Consider the following 17148-nt stretch of genomic DNA (forward strand, 5'->3'; position numbering starts at 1 on the left):
GTGTTGATAGGAAATGGAAAGACTCCTCTTTTACTTTTTGGCTTTGATGGTCTTGGTGGGCACCAGCGTTTTACCGGCGTTTTCGCAGGAAACGCTTAAAACCAACAAGGGTCAGGAGCTGCCTACGCCCAAAGGCATCGCCAACATGCTGTTCTACGTGCAGCGCGACCCCAACACCAACACCATTGTGTACGAGCTGAACCTGGATAGTAAAGGAGGTTTAGTGGAGGCTGAGCCGGTGAAAATCTACTGGATCAGGTACGCCGATGGCGGGAACAGACAGGACCTCAACTTCATTCAGCGCAAGTTTGCCTACGGCCTGAACGTACGTAAAATAAGCGCCGACAAATACGAACTCAATTTTGTCGCTTATGGCAAGCGCGCGTTTACCTTACAGAAGGGCCCTGATGGCAGGTTCCATGTGTACGCCCCCGTCAACAAGAAACAGGCGGTCCTGGACCGGGTGTTTGTGCGGATTGAGGGTGGTTCCTTCTGGGTGCCGAATGTAGTCTATGCTGAGTTTAAAGGGCGGGAAACCGCCACCGGAAAAGAAATTGTAGAACGGTTCAAACCATAATTTTTCGGTTTTATGAAAAAGAACTATGTCTCCAACTCCACTGAATCTACCCGCATGTTCAAGGCCGACTGGATGGAAGCCCTCTCCAAGGTGCATTTCACGGTGCCGCTGTACATCTACGTGCCGGTGATCTGCTTCCTCATCTATGATGCCCTGTTCCGGCAAAACCTTCCCCTCCTCTCCTTTATAGGTTATTACGCGGTGGGGCTGGTGGTCTGGACCTTGTCTGAGTACCTGTTGCACCGGTTCGTGTTTCACTTCGTGCCCAAGGCGCCCTGGGCGTTGCGGCTGCACTTCATCTTCCATGGCGTGCACCATGACTACCCCAATGATGCCAAACGCCTGGTGATGCCACCTTCGGCCAGTATTCCCATGGCCACCATTCTGTACCTTTTCTTCCGGTTGTTTCTGAGCGGCGGTCCGCTCCACGCTTTCTTCGCCGCCTTCTTGACCGGCTACCTGGTGTATGACATTTCGCACTACGCGCTGCACCATTTCAATTTCAAAAGTGAGTTCTGGAAAAAGCTGAAGAAGCACCACATGCTGCACCATTACTCAGATGCCACCCGCGGTTACGGCGTAAGCTCGGCCCTGTGGGACAAGGTATTTGGCTCTGATTTTATCAAAAAATAACATGCGTACTACTTCCACGGTAGAAAACAGAAAAGACACCAGCGTACCCCTTAAAGCAACCCTCTGGATCACGGCCATCTCCCTGGCCTACCTGCTGCTCTCTTATGTACTCATCGGGTTCAAGACTGACCAGTTGCTGTTGGTGGCCCTGTTTACTTCTTTATACTACCTCTCACCCATTACCCGCAAGTTTGCGGTGGGCTTCACCATTTTTATGGTCTTCTGGGTCTTGTATGATTACATGAAGGCCTTCCCCAACTACTGGTTCAACCAGGTGCATATCCAGGACCTGTACGAAGCCGAGAAAGCCCTCTTCGGGATGGTCTCCGGCAGCGTGCGGCTCACGCCGAATGAGTATTGGGCCCAGCACCACCACACCGTGCTGGATGTGCTATCTGGCGTGTTTTACCTGTGCTGGGTACCGGTGCCTATGGGTTTTGCGGCGTTTCTATTCTTCAGAGACCGGACGCAGTTCACCTATTTCTCGCTCACCTTTCTGCTGGTGAACCTGCTGGGCTTTGTGGCCTACTACCTTTACCCGGCCGCGCCGCCTTGGTACGTGCAGCTGCATGGGTTTGAGTTCATCCCCAAAACCCCGGGCAACATGGCCGGCCTGGCCCGCTTTGATGCCTACTTCGGGATAGACCTGTTCCGGGGCATGTACGCCAAAGGCTCCAACGTATTTGCAGCCATGCCATCGCTGCACTCCGCGTACCCTTTGATCGTGGTGTTCTACGGTATCAAAACCCGGCTGAAAAGCGTCAACTTCATCTTCGCGACCATCATGGTGGGCATTTGGTTTGCGGCGGTCTACACCTCACACCACTACATCCTGGATGTGCTCTTCGGGATTCTCTGCTCCTGCACGGGCATCTTCCTTTTCCAGTACCTCATGGCCAGGAAAGGCCCCACTTACCGGGCTGTGCAGCGGTTTATCAAAGCCATTGAATAGGCAGTAAGCACTTCTTCTTTTAAGGGCTGTTTTACAGAAATCACCCTAAAAAACAGAGAGGCCTTCCCCAGATGTTGGAGAAGGCCTCTCTGTTTTGGGCCTGTTTTCCTGAAAATGCCTCTGAAACGAAAAGACAGAAAACGCAGGGAAAACTTAGATTTCTGAGTATGCAGTAGGGTGCAGAAGGTAGATATCGGCGCGGAGGAAGTTGTTCGCGTACTCTGGCGCGGAGACCATCTTTTTCCAGGCAGGGTCGGCCCCAAAGGCTTTCCACTTTTCCTCACGTGAGGCGATGTTGTCAAACGAGGTCATGTACATGAGGTTGGGCATTTTGCTGCCGGCCTTCACTTGCGCGTAGAACACCGGGTTGAAGCCCAGACGGCTGAAAATCTCCATCTCGCCGTTGTTGAACATAGCCACTTTGTTCTCGTGCAGTTTCTCGGTGGCGGCTTCGTAGCTGCGCAGTTCATAGATGCGGTTCGCGGGCGTGCCGTTCAGCTTGGGCGCCGAGAAAAGGGGCATTCCGGTGAAGGCCTGCATCAAAACCACTTCTATGCGCTGGTACACCGGGTTGTTGAACGCCGCCTCCAGGTACTCCTGCCCCGCGGTGGCGTAGGTTTTATCCTTCTTCAGTTTCTCCTCCACTTTAAACACCTGGTCCGCAGCCTTGAACGGAATGAAGACATACACCAGTTTCTCGGCGGACGCCGCCGAGGGATTGGCTTGGTCTGCGGCGGGTTTGAACACCCCCACTTTGGCTACGCCAGCCCGGTGCAGGGCAGGCAGATAGGCGTCTTTCAGGAATTTATCCAGGCGGTCTTCCTGCTGCTGGTCTTTGAGGTGGTAGATCTTGAGTTGGTAGAATTCCTGTTTAGGGGCGGCAGCAGCTCTATATGGTAAGGCCAGGCTCACAAGGGCCACCAGTAGGAAAAGGAATTTGCTCTTTGGAAGGGTGTGCTTCATAAGGTAGATTTCTTGTAAAGAGATGTACAATCTTAAGTGTCCGGGATTTCTGTTTTGCCCGGTCATATAAAGACCTGTGAGGATTCTGAAACCTCACAGGTCTAGTTGCTTTACGCCTGCTTTTGAGAAAACGAGCCTAAAACCTGGAAAAACTTATTGAAGGATGGTTTCAATCCGGGACAGCTCATCTTGCGAGAACTGGGTATTTTGCATGCACTTGAGCGAATCGGCGAGCTGGGCCGGGGTGCTGGCGCCAATCAGAACCGAAGTTACCCGCGGGTCTTTCAGAAGCCAGGCCAACGCCATCTGCGCCAGCGACTGACCGCGGCCCTCCGCCAGTTCATTCAACTGCCTAATCTGGTTCAGACGTGCCTCTGTGATGTCGCCCTTCTGCAGGAAACCGTGCGGTTTGGCGGCGCGGGAGTTCTCGGGAATGCCTTTGAGGTATTTGTTTGTGAGCAAGCCCTGGGCCAGCGGCGAGAACGGGATACAGCCCACTCCCTCCTGCTCCAGCAGGTCCAGCAGGCTTTCTTCTACCCAGCGCACAAACATGGAGTACTTAGGCTGATGGATGAGGCAGGGTGTGCCCAATTCCTTCAGAATCTGGATGGCGCGGGTGGCCTCCGGGGTTTCGTAGTTAGAGATGCCCACGTACAGCGCCTTGCCTTGTCGTACAATGGAATCCAGCGCGCCCATGGTCTCCTCCAGCGGAGTGTTGGGGTCCGGGCGGTGGCTGTAGAAGATGTCCACGTAGTCCAACTTCATGCGTTTCAGGCTCTGGTCCAGGCTGGAGATGAGGTATTTGCGGGAACCCCACTCGCCGTACGGCCCCTCCCACATCTTATAGCCGGCCTTGGAAGAGATGATGAGTTCATCGCGGTAGCCCCGGAAATCCTCGTGCAGGATCTTCCCGAAGTTCTCCTCGGCGGAGCCGGGAGGCGGGCCGTAATTGTTGGCCAGGTCAAAGTGGGTGACGCCGGCGTCAAAGGCATCATGCAGTATCTGGCGGGAGTTCTGCAGCACATCCACGTGCCCGAAGTTGTGCCAGAGGCCCAGAGAAAGCGCGGGCAATTTAAGGCCGCTCTTGCCGCAGCGGCGGTACTCCATCGCCTGGTAGCGCTGGTCCGAAGGTGTATAAGACATGGTTGGTTTCGTTGTTAACGGCTGTAAAATACAGTTTCTCCATGTATCCGCCAAGGCCGCGGCGCCTCACCTGGGGCTAATTGCCCGCTGCTTTTCCCAGGCACACCCAATTCGGCCTGTTTTCCTAAAAACAGCCCTAAAACAAATCAGGTAACCAACGCCCAGGGGGCTCACGTTATCAGCCGAGGCTACCTTAAATTAGCCCGTTTATAGGCCAGACTTCATGCCCAGAAAAAAACTGAAAAATCCTAAGTACGGGCATGGGTACGAACTTCTAAGGGAAAGCTGCGTAACAATAAGATTATACCTACAAAGGAATGAGAAAGAATCTAGGTTTTCTCCTAAACTACAACAACTGAGAAATGATAAGGTTTTAAAATTTCTAATGTTTAGTTTTACACCTACCACAAACCGCGGATAGATCACGAAACCCAAATTTTAGGCCCCCAACAACTTTTATGAACCCAGAAACAGAGCTTGCCTCCCCTGTCTTCCCGCAAAACACAAATGATGACATCTACCGATTATTGGTGGAGAGCATCACAGATTATGCAATTTTCCTCCTTGACCCCACCGGGCACGTGACCACCTGGAATACCGGAGCGAAGGCCTTGAAACAATATGAACCCGAAGAGATTATTGGGCAGCATTTTTCCATATTTTATTCCCAGGAGGCAAAAGACCGGGAATACCCGGCGAATGAGTTGAAGGAGGCTTTGCGCATGGGTAAGTTTGAGGACGAGGGCTGGCGCTTCCGTAAAGACGGGCTTGCCTTTTGGGCCAACGTCATCATCTCGCCTATCTACAACCAGGACAAGGAACTTCTGGGTTTTTCCAAAATCACCCGTGATTTAACCGAAAGGAAAAAAGCCGAGGATGATTTGTTCAGGGTCTACGAAGAACTTAAAAACAGTGAGGAAAGATACCGCCTGCTGGTGGAAGGTGTAGCAGACTACGCTATTTTCATGCTGAACCCCGCCGGGCACGTGGCCACCTGGAACCAGGGCGCGCAGAAAATCAAGGGCTACAATGCGCAGGAGATCATCGGGAAGTATTTCGGGAAGTTCTACTCGCGGCAAGCTTTAGAGGAGGGTTTTCCGGCGTATGAGCTGAAGATGGCACGCGAGCACGGCCGCTTTGAGGATGAAGGCTGGCGCTACCGCAAAGATGGCTCGGCGTTCTGGGCCAACGTGATCATCACGGCCATTTACAACAGCAAGAAAGAGCTTCTGGGCTTCTCAAAAATCACCCGCGACCTCACCGAGAAGAAACAATTGGAACAGCAACTTTTCCAGACGCACGCCGATTTGCTGGAGTCTGAGGAAAAAACCCGCCTGTTAATAGACAGCGTGCAGGACTACGCCATTCTCATGCTCAACACCGAAGGAATCATCATGAGCTGGAATACGGGGGCTGAGCGCATCAAAGGCTACAAACCAGACGAGATCATTGGCAAGCATTTCTCCACGTTCTACACCCGCGAGGCCATTGAAAACGGCTTTCCTAAATTTGAGTTAACCCAGGCCCTGCAGAACGGCCGGTTTGAGGACGAAGGCTGGCGCATCAGGAAAGATGGTACTGCTTTCTGGGCCAACGTGGTGCTCACGCCTATTTTCAACTCAGAGAAACGATTGCTGGGTTACGCCAAAATCACCCGTGACCTGACCGAGCGCCGCCGCAATGAAGAGCTGATGCAGAAAAACAAGGACCTGGTGAGAATCAACAATGACCTGGACAACTTTGTGTATTCCGCCTCCCATGACCTGAAGTCCCCTATCGCCAATCTGGAAGGCCTGTTGACCGCGCTGCAGGAAGATTTGGGTTCTGAGGTGGAGAACCACAGCCAGATTATTTCGCTCATGCAGGGTTCCATTGGTACCCTCAAAAAAGTGATTTCTGACCTGGCCGATGTCACCAGGCTGCAACTGGGTAAGCAGCAATCAGAGAGCGTTCAGATCCAGGGCTTGGTTGCCGAGGTGAAAGAGAACCTCCGCCAACTGATTAAATCCACCAACGCTCAGATCACCGCCGATGACCTGGCCTTTGACCATTTGCATTACTCGCGCAAGAACCTGCGCAGCATTCTGCACAACCTGGTTTCTAACGCCATTAAATACGCAGACCCTAAGAAAACACCGCAGGTTACCATCAGGACCTATTTCTCAGAAACCGGCGAGCACGTGCTGTCGGTGTCAGACAACGGATTGGGTATTCCGCCTAGTCAGTTCACCAAGATCTTTGGGATGTTTAAGCGGGTGCATGACCACGTGGAGGGTACCGGCGTAGGCTTGTACCTGGTCAAAAAGATCCTAGACAATTCCGGCGACCACATCACCGTGGAAAGCGAAGAAGGCCAAGGCTCAACTTTTAAGGTTTATTTCAAACAATAAAATACTATAACTGGCGTACTTACTTCATAATCTATCCAATATTAAATAATACAAGGAAAAACTATGAAGAAGTACACCAAGTACATGGGAGTAGTATGGCTATTCCTTTCTGGACTAAACTTATCTGCCCAGGAAGTTGACTCTGCCAAAACAAAGAATTACAAATTCTACATAGGTGTAGGGCTCCCCCTCACCATGTACTATCTCTTTTATGACCATCCAAAAAATCCCTCGTTGTTACAGCATGCCAGTTTTGTTCCCAAAAGCGTCCATTTAGGATACAGGGTGAACAAAAGGGTAATTATGGAGGGCGGCATTGCTTATGGAGGAAGTGGATATCATTATAAATTTCCACCAAGCAAGCTTATAAGTGGGGAGATGGCAGAAGATGAAGACAAATCCCGCACCCATGTAATTGCCTTGCTGCTAACAAGCAAACTCATCCTAATCAATGCCAACAAGAGCTTACCCATTTACGTGACAGCCTCGGTCATGCCTGCCTACGGTACCACCAGGTATTACAGAAAACGGACGGTAAACAATGAAACTTCCACTGAGTTTGATGTGCAGGATGAAGGTATGGATGTGTTTGCCATGGCCGGATTTGGGTTCAATTACAGAATATGGAGACGTTTCAGCGGCAAAGCAGATTTCCTTCTTTTCAGAAGAAACCTAACCAGCCGTACTTTTGACCATTATTGGGGACAAGGCTGGGGAGAAAAGGCGCTTCATTCCCTCTCCATCGGGTTCAACTATGATTTAGGGAAGAAAAGCTGATTGAATTACTCTGGTTTATTTGCTAAACGAACCCTTCTGGTTTACTCTACTTTAGAGTTTTACAGACTTAAAACCCAACAAAGAAAAGGGCGAAGCAGATGATTACTGCTTCGCCCTTTTCTTTGTTGGAAGGAATTCTATAGATCTATTTTAGCCTTCGATTGAACAGCTCCAGCGTACGGTCCCAGGCGAGTTTAGCGGCCGCCTCGTTGTAGCGGGCCGGCGAGGTGTTGTTGTTGAAGGCGTGGTTAGCACCCTCGTACACGTACAGTTGATACTTCACGTTGGCGGCTTTCAGGGCCTGCTCAAACGCCGGGATTCCCGCATTCACCCGTTCGTCCAGTCCGCCGTAGTGCAGCAACATCTCCGCTTTGATCTTAGGTACATCCACGGCCTCCGGCTGACGGCCGTAGTAGGCTACCGCAGCATCCAGTTCCGGAGAGTGCACGGCCAACTGCCCCACTAGAGCGCCGCCCCAGCAGAAGCCCACAGCCCCGGTTTTTCCATTGCCATTTTTATGTTTCTGCAGGTACTCCAGCCCTTTCAGGAAATTGGTGAGGTTTTGCTGGGTATCCAGTTTGGAGAACAGAGCACGGGCCTCGTCCTCGTTGGCGGGGGTACCTCCGTGCGGCGATAACGCGTCCGGGGCCAGGGCCAGGTACCCAGCCTGCGCCACCCGCATGGTTACATCCCTGATGTGCGGATTCAGGCCCCGGTTCTCATGGATCACCATCACCGTGCCCAGCTTCTTCTTGCCTTTCGGCTGCACCTGGAAACCCCTCATGGTCACTCCCTCGGCCCCGGGATAGGTGATTTCTTCAGGGAGGAGGTCTTTGTCATCCACGGTAGCGGCCTAGGCATAGTTGTTCTCCAGCATGGGCAACAGCGACATGGCCAACGTAAGGCTGCCCGTCAGCTTGGCCAGTCTGGTGAGAAACTCTTTGCGGGTAAGCGGAGCGTGGGTGTACTCGTCAAAAAGGTTGATGATGCGCTGGTCCATAGGTTAGGTTTGTTTCTAGGAAGATACAAAACCGGGTACAGTAAACCATGGATAGAGCACAACCATTTGTTTCGAGCCAATTTCTGAGAAAATAGGTCCTAAACAAACGGAGTCAATCAAGCCTGCCTTACTCCGCGTATTTCTTGAAAATAGAGCTGGCCGTATGGCCCCCAAAGCCAAAGGTATTGTTGAGGGCGTACGCAACTTTCTGCGACACTGCCTCCCCCAAAACCAGGTTTAAACCAGCCGGAACCTGTTCATCTACCTGCTGCGTGTTGATGGTAGGCGGGATTACATCATGTTTCACCGAGAGCACACAGATGATGCTTTCAATGGCACCTGCCGCCCCCAGCAAATGGCCCGTCATAGACTTTGTGGCGCTGATGGCTACCCGTCGATCCCCAAAGACGGTCTTGATGCCCTGCAACTCACTCAGGTCGCCAATGCCGGTAGAGGTAGCGTGGGCGTTGATGTAATCTATCTGCTCGGGCCTAATCTGGGCATCTTTCAACGCCCGCTCCATCCCCAGAACTGCCCCTAATCCGTCGGGTGAGGTGCCGGTTAAATGATAGGCATCACCGGCCATGCCACCCCCCACTAGTTCGGCATAAATAGGCGCGTTTCTCCGGACGGCGTGTTCCCATTCCTCCAATACCAGGGCCCCGGCCCCTTCGCCCACCACAAATCCATCTCTGTCCTGGTCAAATGGACGGGAGGCGGTGGCAGGGTCATCATTCCGCTTAGACAAAGCCTGTGCCGCGCTGAAGCCTCCTACACTGGAGGCGGTGATGGCGGCCTCTGATCCTCCGGCAATCATGATCGTGGCCTTGCCCATCCGGATGGTGTCAAATGCGTTGATGATGGCCGTATTGGAGGAAGCGCAGGCCGATACCGTGCAGTAATTAGGTCCGTACAGTTGGTGCCGGATGGAAATAACACCGGCGGCGATATCAACAATCATCTTGGGGATGAAGAAGGGATTGAACCGGGGCATACCGTCGCCGGTGTGGTACCCTTGAAGCTGTTCCTCAAACGTACCAATGCCCCCGTTGCCCGATCCCCAGATCACCCCCACTTCGTGCCGCTGCTCCCGGGGCATTTTTGTGAAATCCAGCCCGGCATCCAGAATAGCCTCGTCGCTGGCGGCAATGGCATACTGGGTAAACAAATCATATTTCCTGCTTTCCTTTTTCTCCAGGAAGGCCTCGGCCTCAAACCCTTTTACCTCGCAGGCAAACCGGGTCTTGAACTTAGCCGCATCAAACCTGGTGATGGGTCCGGCCCCGCTTTTACCGGCCAACAGGTTTGCCCAGAACTCCTGCACAGAATTTCCCAAAGGGGTGACCGCCCCCAGGCCTGTAACTACTACTCGCTTCATGTTTTACCTCAATTGGTGTAAGGGTGATTGATCTCTGATGCAGTTCTGCCTGCCTTAGGCAAAGCATCAATATCCTTTTTAGGTGGATGGGTGAGAATGCTTAGTTGACGGCAGGCTGAGACAGCTTTCTGCTGTTATTCATGGCTTGGAGGGCACTTTCAGGTGAGGAGAGGTAGAGTTGATAGATTTTCTCGGTATCTCCCACCCTTATTTCAAAGCGGTCCTGCTCCATGGCTTGAAGTAAATCCTGGGCCACTGCGGCGGGTGAGATACCCAAGTGCCCGCCAATTGCCTGCGAGAACTCGGTGTTCACCAGGGGCGGCATCAACTCAAACACCTTAATGGCCGAGGTACCTTCCAGTGCGATACGCAGCGCCTGGGTATAGGAGTGCAAGGCCGCCTTACTAGCCGAATACCCCACCAGTTGCCCAGGCACAAAAGCCACAATGGAAGACACATTCACAATGGCGGCTTCAGATTGTTTTTTCAGAAGCGGCAGCAACAGCTCGTTTAACCGCACCACCGACAGGTAGTTGGTGTGCATTTCTTCGGAGGCTTTCTTGTAGGCATCCCCGTTAGTCTCGGTGATATCATACACCAGCGCCCGGCCCGCGTTATTGATCACCATGTTCAGCTCGGGGAATTCGGTCTTTAGCTGGTCTACCAGTGCCTGCACATCTGCCTCCTTACTCACATCAGATTGGATAGGCACCACATTTGGGAGCGCCTGGTGGGCAAGCCGAAGGCGGGTTTCATCCCGCCCCGTGATGATGACTTTGTTGCCGGATTGGCTGAGCAGCTTGGCAATTTCAAACCCGATGCCTGCGCTTCCGCCAGTAATTAAAACGGTGTTCTGGGTAGTTCTCATAATGATTGATCTGTTAAAGGTTAATGATAAGACAGGTGCTCACGCCATGGGCGAAGACCTTACCCTTGTTATTGAGCAATTGAGCCTGGATGGAGGCGGTGGTTTTTCCCTTGTGAATGATTTTTTCCACTGCACGCACCACGCCGCTCTCCAATGTGACAGCCTTCAAGAAATTGGTTTTAAGCTCCAGGGTAGTATAGCTGCTGTGGGCAGGAAGCATGGTGTGCAACGAGGCGCCCATTGCCGTATCAAGGAGGGCAGAGATCACCCCGCCATGCACTGTTCCGATGGAGTTGTAATGAAAAACCTGCGGCTGAAACTCAAAGATGGCCTCCTCTTTCTGTATGGAAACTGCTCTGAAATGCAGGGTTTCCAACAGCGGCGGATACGGGATTTCGCCCTCTGCAATAGCTTTGAGATAGTCTAACCCTGATAGCGGTTCTCCTATTGCCGAGGGGATTTGCTCTTTGGCAAGTGGTTCGTTTTTCATAAAAATAATACCGATCGGTATTTTTAAGGTCAAAAAAATATCACTTAAGATCCTCAATCAATTTTTCAGCGGATTGCATGATGGCGTTCCGGAAGTTGGTTTTGCCGGTTAATTTGGTAATCATCATGGCCCCTTCAATCATGGCGATGATGGTCAGGGCAACCTGCTCCGGGTTTACCGTGGGGCTGAATTCCTGCTGCTCAACTCCCTGGCTTACCACATTAATGATACTATCCTTCCAGTCGTTAATAGCCTTAGCAGCCTTTTTCCTTAACGCTTCGTGCGTATCATCTGCTTCAATGGCGGTGTTCAGGATGGGGCAACCACCCGCGGGAAAAGGATACTTTAAAAAATTGCTATAAACCTGCACGTAGGCCAGTAGTTTCTCTTTTGCGGTAGCCTGTTTCTGTATTTCAGACCGCAGAATAGTTTGCACTTGCTGCAGGTTGAAATCAAAAGCTGCCAGGGCTACCTCGTCTTTGTTTGTGAAGTTGCCATAGATGCTGCCTTTGGTTAAACCCGTGGCATTGGTCAGATCAGCGATAGAGGTGCCCGCATACCCTTTGGTATTAAAAATAGGGGCTGTTTTCTCTATGATAAATTGCCGTGTTCTCTCTGCCTTGCTCATACGCTCTGCGCTACTGGACGCAAATTTATACCAATCGGTATCAAAACAAAATTTTTCGGTTCTTTTTATTTATCACTCCGGGGATACGCAGCCAGTCTGTAAGCCAAAAATCTCTTCCCCTAAGGAGGCTGCTTACTTCTTAGGCTTGCTGCTCATGTAAAACGTCAGCTTTCCGCCTTTCACCAGGTCTGAGTGGTTGAGGACTGGTTGGGTTAAGGTCTTGCCGTTCAGCTCCACTTTCTGCACGTACACGTTTTTCTCGCTCTGGTTTTTGGCCTCTATCTGGAAAGTCTTGCCGTTCTCCAGTTGGATAGTGGCATCCTTCACCGCTGGGCTGCCCAGGGAGTACTGCTCTGAACCGGGCGCCACGGGATAAAACCCGAGGGAACTGAACAGGTACCAGGCGCTCATCTGGCCGCAGTCATCGTTGCCGCCCAGACCATCGGGAGCTGCCTGGTACTGCTTTTTCAGGATCATGCGCACGCGTTCTTGCGTTTTCCAGGGTTGGTTTGTCCAGTTGTAGAGGTAGGCTACGTGGTGGGCAGGCTCGTTGCCGTGCACGTAGTTGCCTATGATGCCTTCGCGGGTGATGTCTTCGGTGTCTTTGAAAAACTCATCTGGCAGGTGCATGGTGAAGAGCGAGTCCAGGTGGGACACAAACTTGGCGTTCCCGCCCATGGTCTGAATCATCTCGGCGGGGGCTTGCGGTACGTAGAGACTGTAGTTCCAGGCGTTGCCTTCAATAAAGCCCTGGTTGTGGGTACTCAACACATCAAATTCTTTTTTGAAGGTGCCGTTGCTCAGCTTGGGACGCATATACCCGATGGATTTGTCATACACATTTTTCCAGTTTTGGGCGCGTTTGCTGAACTCCTGGTAAATATCCTGGCGACCTAGCTTCTGCGCGATCTGCGCAATGCACCAATCGTCATAGGCGTATTCCAGCGTCTTGGAGACCGAGGAACTGTTCTTGTCCTCGGGTACGTAGCCCAGTTGCGTGTAGAAATTGATACCGTCATAATACCCCTGGCGGGCGGTGGCCACGCAGGCATCCAGCGCGCGGTTGGCATCGCCGGTGTACGTGCCCTTCATGATGGCATCTGAGATGACCGACACGCTGTGATAGCCAATCATGCACCAGTTCTCGTTGGCGTGGTGCGACCAAACCGGCAGCATGTTGTGCACGCTCTGGTCATAGTGCGCTAGCATAGACTCCACCATATCGGCGTTGCGTTTGGGCTGCACCACGTTGAACCAGGGGTGCAGGGCGCGGTACGTATCCCAGAGCGAGAAGGTAGTGTAATTGGTGAAGTTCTTCGCCTGGTGATTGTTCTGGTCCAGGCCGCGGTACTGGCCGTTCACGTCCATGTAGGTGGTGGGGCCGAGGAACGTGTGGTACAGGGCGGTGTAGAAGTTGATGTAGTCGTCTTTAGTGGGAAGGGTGGCGCGCACCTTGCCCAGTTCCTGGTTCCATTGGCCTTGGCTTTCGTCCTTCACCCGGTCGAAGTCCCAGTGCGGAATCTCGGCGCGCATGTTAGCCAGGGCACCCTGGGTGCTCACCGGCGAGAGCGCGAATTTCACCTTGATTTTCTCCCCTTCCGTGGTTTTGAAATCGAAGTAGGCGCGGAGCTGTTTACCGGCCATCTCGGGGAAGTTCTTGGTCTGGTCAAATTTGCGCCAGAAACCGCGGTACACCTGGGCTTTGCTGTAGTCTTTGTTGCCGTATTGGTAGAAAGGCTTCGAAAACGACATGGCGAAATACACGGTGCGCGTGCGGGCCCAGCCGTTCGTCTGGCGGTAACCGGTGATGAGCGTATCGTTTTCTATCCTCAGGAAGGTCCAGGCGTTTTTGTCTTCGTAGTTATAGATGCCGTGCATCAGGTCCAGGATGATGTGCGCCTCGTCTGACTTGGGAAACGTGTACTGGTGCATGCCCACGCGGTTAGTGGCCGTGAGCTCCGCCCGGATGTTGTGGTCATCCAGTTGCACGCAGTAGTAAGCGGGCTCGGCACGCTCATTAGTATGCGAAAACTTGGAACGATAGCCGCTTTCCGGCTTGGCCTCGGTGCCGGGGTTCAACTGCAGTTTGCCGGTGGTGGGCATGAGCAGGAAATCGCCGAGGTCTGAGTGGCCGGTGCCGCTGAAATGCGTGTGGCTGAAGCCCACAATAGTAGGGTCATCGTACTGGTAGCCCGCGCAGTACTTGTACACGTCCTTGTTGTAGCCGCCGTTCACCTCGTACGGAATGGTATCGGTATCGGGCGAGAGCTGCACCATTCCGAAGGGTGCCGTAGCTCCGGGATACGTGTGGCCCATCTTGTGCGTCCCGATGATGGGGTTCACCCAACGGACCAGGTCATACTTTGGTTTCTGGGAAAAGGCTGATAACTGGCAGAGCAAAAAAGCCAGAAGCAAAGGTTTTCTCATGTTGGTGGAGGAGGTTTGCTAAAGCGTTTTAGTAGAACTTAGGTTCTCAAAGATAAGGGTGTTTTTGGAAGTGCAAAGCCCGTCGCCGCTTTCCGCTTGTTTTCTGAAAATAAGGTAGAAAACGGTAAGCGGTTCCCCTCTGATTTATCCCGCAAAATCCTCATTCTCTCCCGCAAGTTTAAACGCAGCGGTAACTTGTGGGAACCTTGGTGCCAGGTTGCAACTGGCTTTTCACCATCTTCTTTTTGATATCGTTAGTTACAAACTGGCTGTCATGATAAGCCACAAGTTACCGCTGCGTTTAAACTTGCGGCAGGTGGGTGGCAGGTGGATTTTGTTTAAGGACCATTTCCCAAAAATCAGTCTCTAAACACAACATGCTTTCCTGCCAGAAACCAGACCAACTGTGCGGGCGGTGCGTAAAATGTGCATCTTTAGGCACTTGAATTCCTCTTACCTGATTCTACGTTTACATGTCTGCACCTCACTTAGAACGCCGCCTGGGGCTGGCACAGGCCACCGCCATTAACATGATTGACATGGTGGGCATCGGGCCGTTTATTACGCTGCCCATGGTCATAGGCATGATGAACGGTCCTTATTTCCTGTATGCCTGGGTAGCTGGGGCGGTGCTTTCCATTGTGGATGCCATGATCTGGAGCGAACTGGGGGCGGCGTTCCCCAGAGCCGGTGGTAGTTATAATTTCCTGAAGGAGGCCTACGGAGAGAAAGGCGCGGGTCGTTTCATGAGCTTCCTGTTTGTGTGGCAGACCATGATCCAGGCACCCCTGGTGATCGCCTCGGCGGCCATCGGGTTTGCGTCTTATTTCTCGTACCTGGTACCACTCACAGATATCACTTCCAAACTGGTGAGCGGGGCGGTGGTCATTCTCATTGTGGTGCTGCTTTACCGCAAGATTGAGACCATCGGCAGGATCAGCATGCTTCTGTGGGTGGGCGTGCTGCTGACCATGGGTTGGATTATTTTGGGCGGACTCACGAGCGGTAATTTCCTGCAGCCCCTACGCGATATGAACGAGGGGCTCACCGTGAACTACGGCTTTGTGGCGGCCATCGGGTTTGCGAGCGTGAAGACGGTGTACAGTTACCTGGGCTACTACAATATTTGCCATTTAGGTGCCGAAATCAAAGATCCGGTCAAAAACATCCCGCGCAGCATGTTCTATTCCATTGCGGGCATCGCGGCGCTGTACTTGCTCATGAACATCAGTGTGGTGAGCGTGGTGCCGTGGCAGGAAGCGAAGGAAAGTGAGTTTGTGGTAAGCCTTTTCATCCAGCGCCTGGCCGGGAACACCGCCGCCACCGTGGTTACCATCCTTATCCTATGGGTAGCCTTCGCCTCGGTTTTCTCTGCTACCTTGGGCTACACGCGTATTCCGTACGCGGCCGCGGCCGATGGCGCTTTCTTCAAGGTCTTTGCGCGACTGCATCCTACCAAACATTTTCCGCACGTGTCTTTGCTGTTCCTGGGCGGCGTGGCGTTTGTGTTCAGCATGCTGTTCCGGTTGAGCGATGTCATCAGTGCCATCCTGGCCATGCGGATTCTCATCCAGTTCATCGGGCAAGGCGTGGGCTTGTTGCTGCTGAGGAAGAACCGGCCTAAAAAGGATTTCCCTTACAAAATGCCGCTCTTCCCGCTGCCGGTGATTATTGCCCTGCTAATGTGGGCGGCAATTCTGCTGTCTACGGGTACTACCATGGTGATCTCGGGGCTGGTGGTGATCTCACTGGGCACGGTGGTTTACTTCATCAAGGCGAAACTGAACCGTGAGTGGCCTTTCAGAACCGATGGCCCTGAGCAAAGAGCAGAGCGACCTTCTTAATCGGGATTTCGGTTGGCCTAATCGGCCGAATGGGCGTACACAAGATTTTCTGATTTCAAGCTTAAAACAGCACTGTTATGGTTTATAGAGGATTAGGAAACACCGGAGAAAGGCTATCAGCCATCGGGTTGGGCTGCATGGGCATGAGCCAGGCCTACGGCACCCACGACGATGACGAGTCAATTGCCACCCTGCACCGGGCGCTGGAACTGGGCATCAACTTCTGGGACACCGCCGATGTCTACGGTCCGCACCACAACGAGAAGCTTATCTCCAAAGTACTGGTGCCCAACCGTGACAAGGTTTTCATCGCCACCAAATTCGGGTTCCGGAACCACGAAGACGGCAGCACCACCTTTGACGGCTCGCCGGCCTACATGCGCACCGCCGTGGAAGGCAGCCTCAAACGCCTGAAGGTAGACGTCATTGACCTGTACTACGCCCACCGGGTAGACCCCAACGTACCCGTGGAGGAAATGGTAGGTGCCATGGCCGAGTTGGTGCAGGAAGGGAAAGTGCGCTACCTGGGACTGTCCGAAGCCTCGGCGGCCTCCATCCGGAAGGCGCATGCGGTCCACCCCATCGCGGCCGTGCAGTCTGAGTACTCGCTCCTCACCCGCGACGCTGAGCAGGAGATCATTCCGTTGTGCCAGGAACTGGACATCGCGTTTGTGCCTTTCAGTCCGTTGGTTCGTGGCCTGGTGACCAATACCGTGGATGTGGGAAGTCTGCCCGAGGGTGACATGCGCAAGTCCCTGCCCCGCTTCAAGAACCAGGACAACTGGGACAACAACCAGAAGCTGGCCCAGGCTTTCGCTGAGTTCGCGGCGGGTAAAAACTGTACCCCGGCCCAACTGGCATTGGCCTGGGTTCTGGCCCAAAGCGAGACCATTATCCCTATCCCAGGCACCAAACGCCGGAAGTACCTGGAGGAAAACGCCGCTGCCGTAGACGTGCAGCTCACCATTTCAGACATCAAAGCCTTGGAAGACCTCCTGAAGCAGTACCCCCACGTGGGCGAGCGCTACAACCCAGAGCAGTACCGATTGGTGAACAATTGATGGTTTGATAAGCGGAA

The 17148-nt window shown here is 52.9% G+C and carries 16 protein-coding genes; 7 read left to right on the top strand and 9 right to left on the bottom strand.

Features of this window, described 5'->3' with window-relative positions; translation table 11 throughout:
- Positions 1-13: 13 nt before the first annotated feature.
- From J3P34_RS00895 to J3P34_RS00905, 3 genes are read left to right on the top strand one after another with little or no spacing between them, the layout of a single operon-like run.
- The gene (locus J3P34_RS00895) at positions 14-577 is read left to right on the top strand and encodes a DUF4833 domain-containing protein (protein ID WP_210486023.1); all 564 of its coding nucleotides are present in this window, start codon (positions 14-16) and stop codon (positions 575-577) included.
- 12 nt (positions 578-589) lie between these two features.
- Complete coding sequence (locus tag J3P34_RS00900) at positions 590-1210, top strand: sterol desaturase family protein (RefSeq protein WP_210486024.1); 621 nt, start codon at positions 590-592, stop codon at positions 1208-1210.
- A gap of 1 nt (position 1211) precedes the next feature.
- Positions 1212-2162 (top strand): phosphatase PAP2 family protein, encoded by a 951-nt coding sequence (locus J3P34_RS00905; RefSeq protein WP_210486025.1) that lies wholly within the window; start codon positions 1212-1214, stop codon positions 2160-2162.
- 153 nt (positions 2163-2315) lie between these two features.
- Here J3P34_RS00905 and J3P34_RS00910 read toward each other — a convergent pair whose 3' ends face one another.
- Complete coding sequence (locus J3P34_RS00910; RefSeq protein WP_210486026.1) at positions 2316-3125, bottom strand: NIPSNAP family protein; 810 nt, start codon at positions 3123-3125, stop codon at positions 2316-2318.
- Positions 3126-3278: 153 nt separating this feature from the next.
- On the bottom strand, positions 3279-4268 hold the full coding sequence (gene mgrA, locus J3P34_RS00915) for an L-glyceraldehyde 3-phosphate reductase (RefSeq protein ID WP_210486027.1): 990 nt from the start codon (positions 4266-4268) through the stop codon (positions 3279-3281).
- Positions 4269-4726: 458 nt separating this feature from the next.
- On the opposite strand from mgrA, the gene J3P34_RS00920 reads away from it, so the two are divergent.
- Both J3P34_RS00920 and J3P34_RS22310 read left to right on the top strand, forming a co-directional pair.
- A complete protein-coding gene (locus J3P34_RS00920) occupies positions 4727-6658 on the top strand; it encodes a PAS domain-containing sensor histidine kinase (protein ID WP_210486028.1) in 1932 nt (643 codons plus the stop codon).
- A gap of 378 nt (positions 6659-7036) precedes the next feature.
- Positions 7037-7435, top strand: coding sequence for a hypothetical protein (locus tag J3P34_RS22310; RefSeq protein ID WP_345890319.1), 399 nt, complete (start codon positions 7037-7039; stop codon positions 7433-7435).
- A gap of 145 nt (positions 7436-7580) precedes the next feature.
- Here J3P34_RS22310 and J3P34_RS00930 read toward each other — a convergent pair whose 3' ends face one another.
- The 7 genes from J3P34_RS00930 to J3P34_RS00955 form a co-directional block, all read right to left on the bottom strand.
- A complete protein-coding gene (locus tag J3P34_RS00930; RefSeq protein WP_345890320.1) occupies positions 7581-8279 on the bottom strand; it encodes a dienelactone hydrolase family protein in 699 nt (232 codons plus the stop codon).
- 9 nt (positions 8280-8288) lie between these two features.
- Positions 8289-8435 (bottom strand): hypothetical protein, encoded by a 147-nt coding sequence (locus tag J3P34_RS22050; protein WP_246853492.1) that lies wholly within the window; start codon positions 8433-8435, stop codon positions 8289-8291.
- 127 nt (positions 8436-8562) lie between these two features.
- Positions 8563-9813 (bottom strand): beta-ketoacyl-ACP synthase II, encoded by a 1251-nt coding sequence (gene fabF / locus J3P34_RS00935; RefSeq protein ID WP_210486030.1) that lies wholly within the window; start codon positions 9811-9813, stop codon positions 8563-8565.
- Between the two features lie 100 nt (positions 9814-9913).
- Complete coding sequence (locus tag J3P34_RS00940; protein ID WP_210486031.1) at positions 9914-10681, bottom strand: SDR family oxidoreductase; 768 nt, start codon at positions 10679-10681, stop codon at positions 9914-9916.
- Between the two features lie 13 nt (positions 10682-10694).
- Complete coding sequence (locus J3P34_RS00945; RefSeq protein ID WP_210486032.1) at positions 10695-11204, bottom strand: PaaI family thioesterase; 510 nt, start codon at positions 11202-11204, stop codon at positions 10695-10697.
- 7 nt (positions 11205-11211) lie between these two features.
- Positions 11212-11799: a TetR/AcrR family transcriptional regulator gene (locus J3P34_RS00950; protein ID WP_210486033.1), complete on the bottom strand. Its 588-nt coding sequence runs from the start codon at positions 11797-11799 to the stop codon at positions 11212-11214.
- A 132-nt stretch (positions 11800-11931) separates the two neighbouring features.
- Positions 11932-14226: a GH92 family glycosyl hydrolase gene (locus tag J3P34_RS00955; RefSeq protein ID WP_210486034.1), complete on the bottom strand. Its 2295-nt coding sequence runs from the start codon at positions 14224-14226 to the stop codon at positions 11932-11934.
- 473 nt (positions 14227-14699) lie between these two features.
- On the opposite strand from J3P34_RS00955, the gene J3P34_RS00960 reads away from it, so the two are divergent.
- Positions 14700-16070 (top strand): APC family permease, encoded by a 1371-nt coding sequence (locus J3P34_RS00960; RefSeq protein WP_210486035.1) that lies wholly within the window; start codon positions 14700-14702, stop codon positions 16068-16070.
- A 77-nt stretch (positions 16071-16147) separates the two neighbouring features.
- The gene (locus J3P34_RS00965; protein ID WP_210486036.1) at positions 16148-17131 is read left to right on the top strand and encodes an aldo/keto reductase; all 984 of its coding nucleotides are present in this window, start codon (positions 16148-16150) and stop codon (positions 17129-17131) included.
- Positions 17132-17148: the final 17 nt, after the last annotated feature.

The sequence above is a fragment of the Rufibacter aurantiacus genome (assembly GCF_017916345.1).
Taxonomy (GTDB): Bacteria; Bacteroidota; Bacteroidia; order Cytophagales; family Hymenobacteraceae; genus Nibribacter; species Nibribacter roseolus.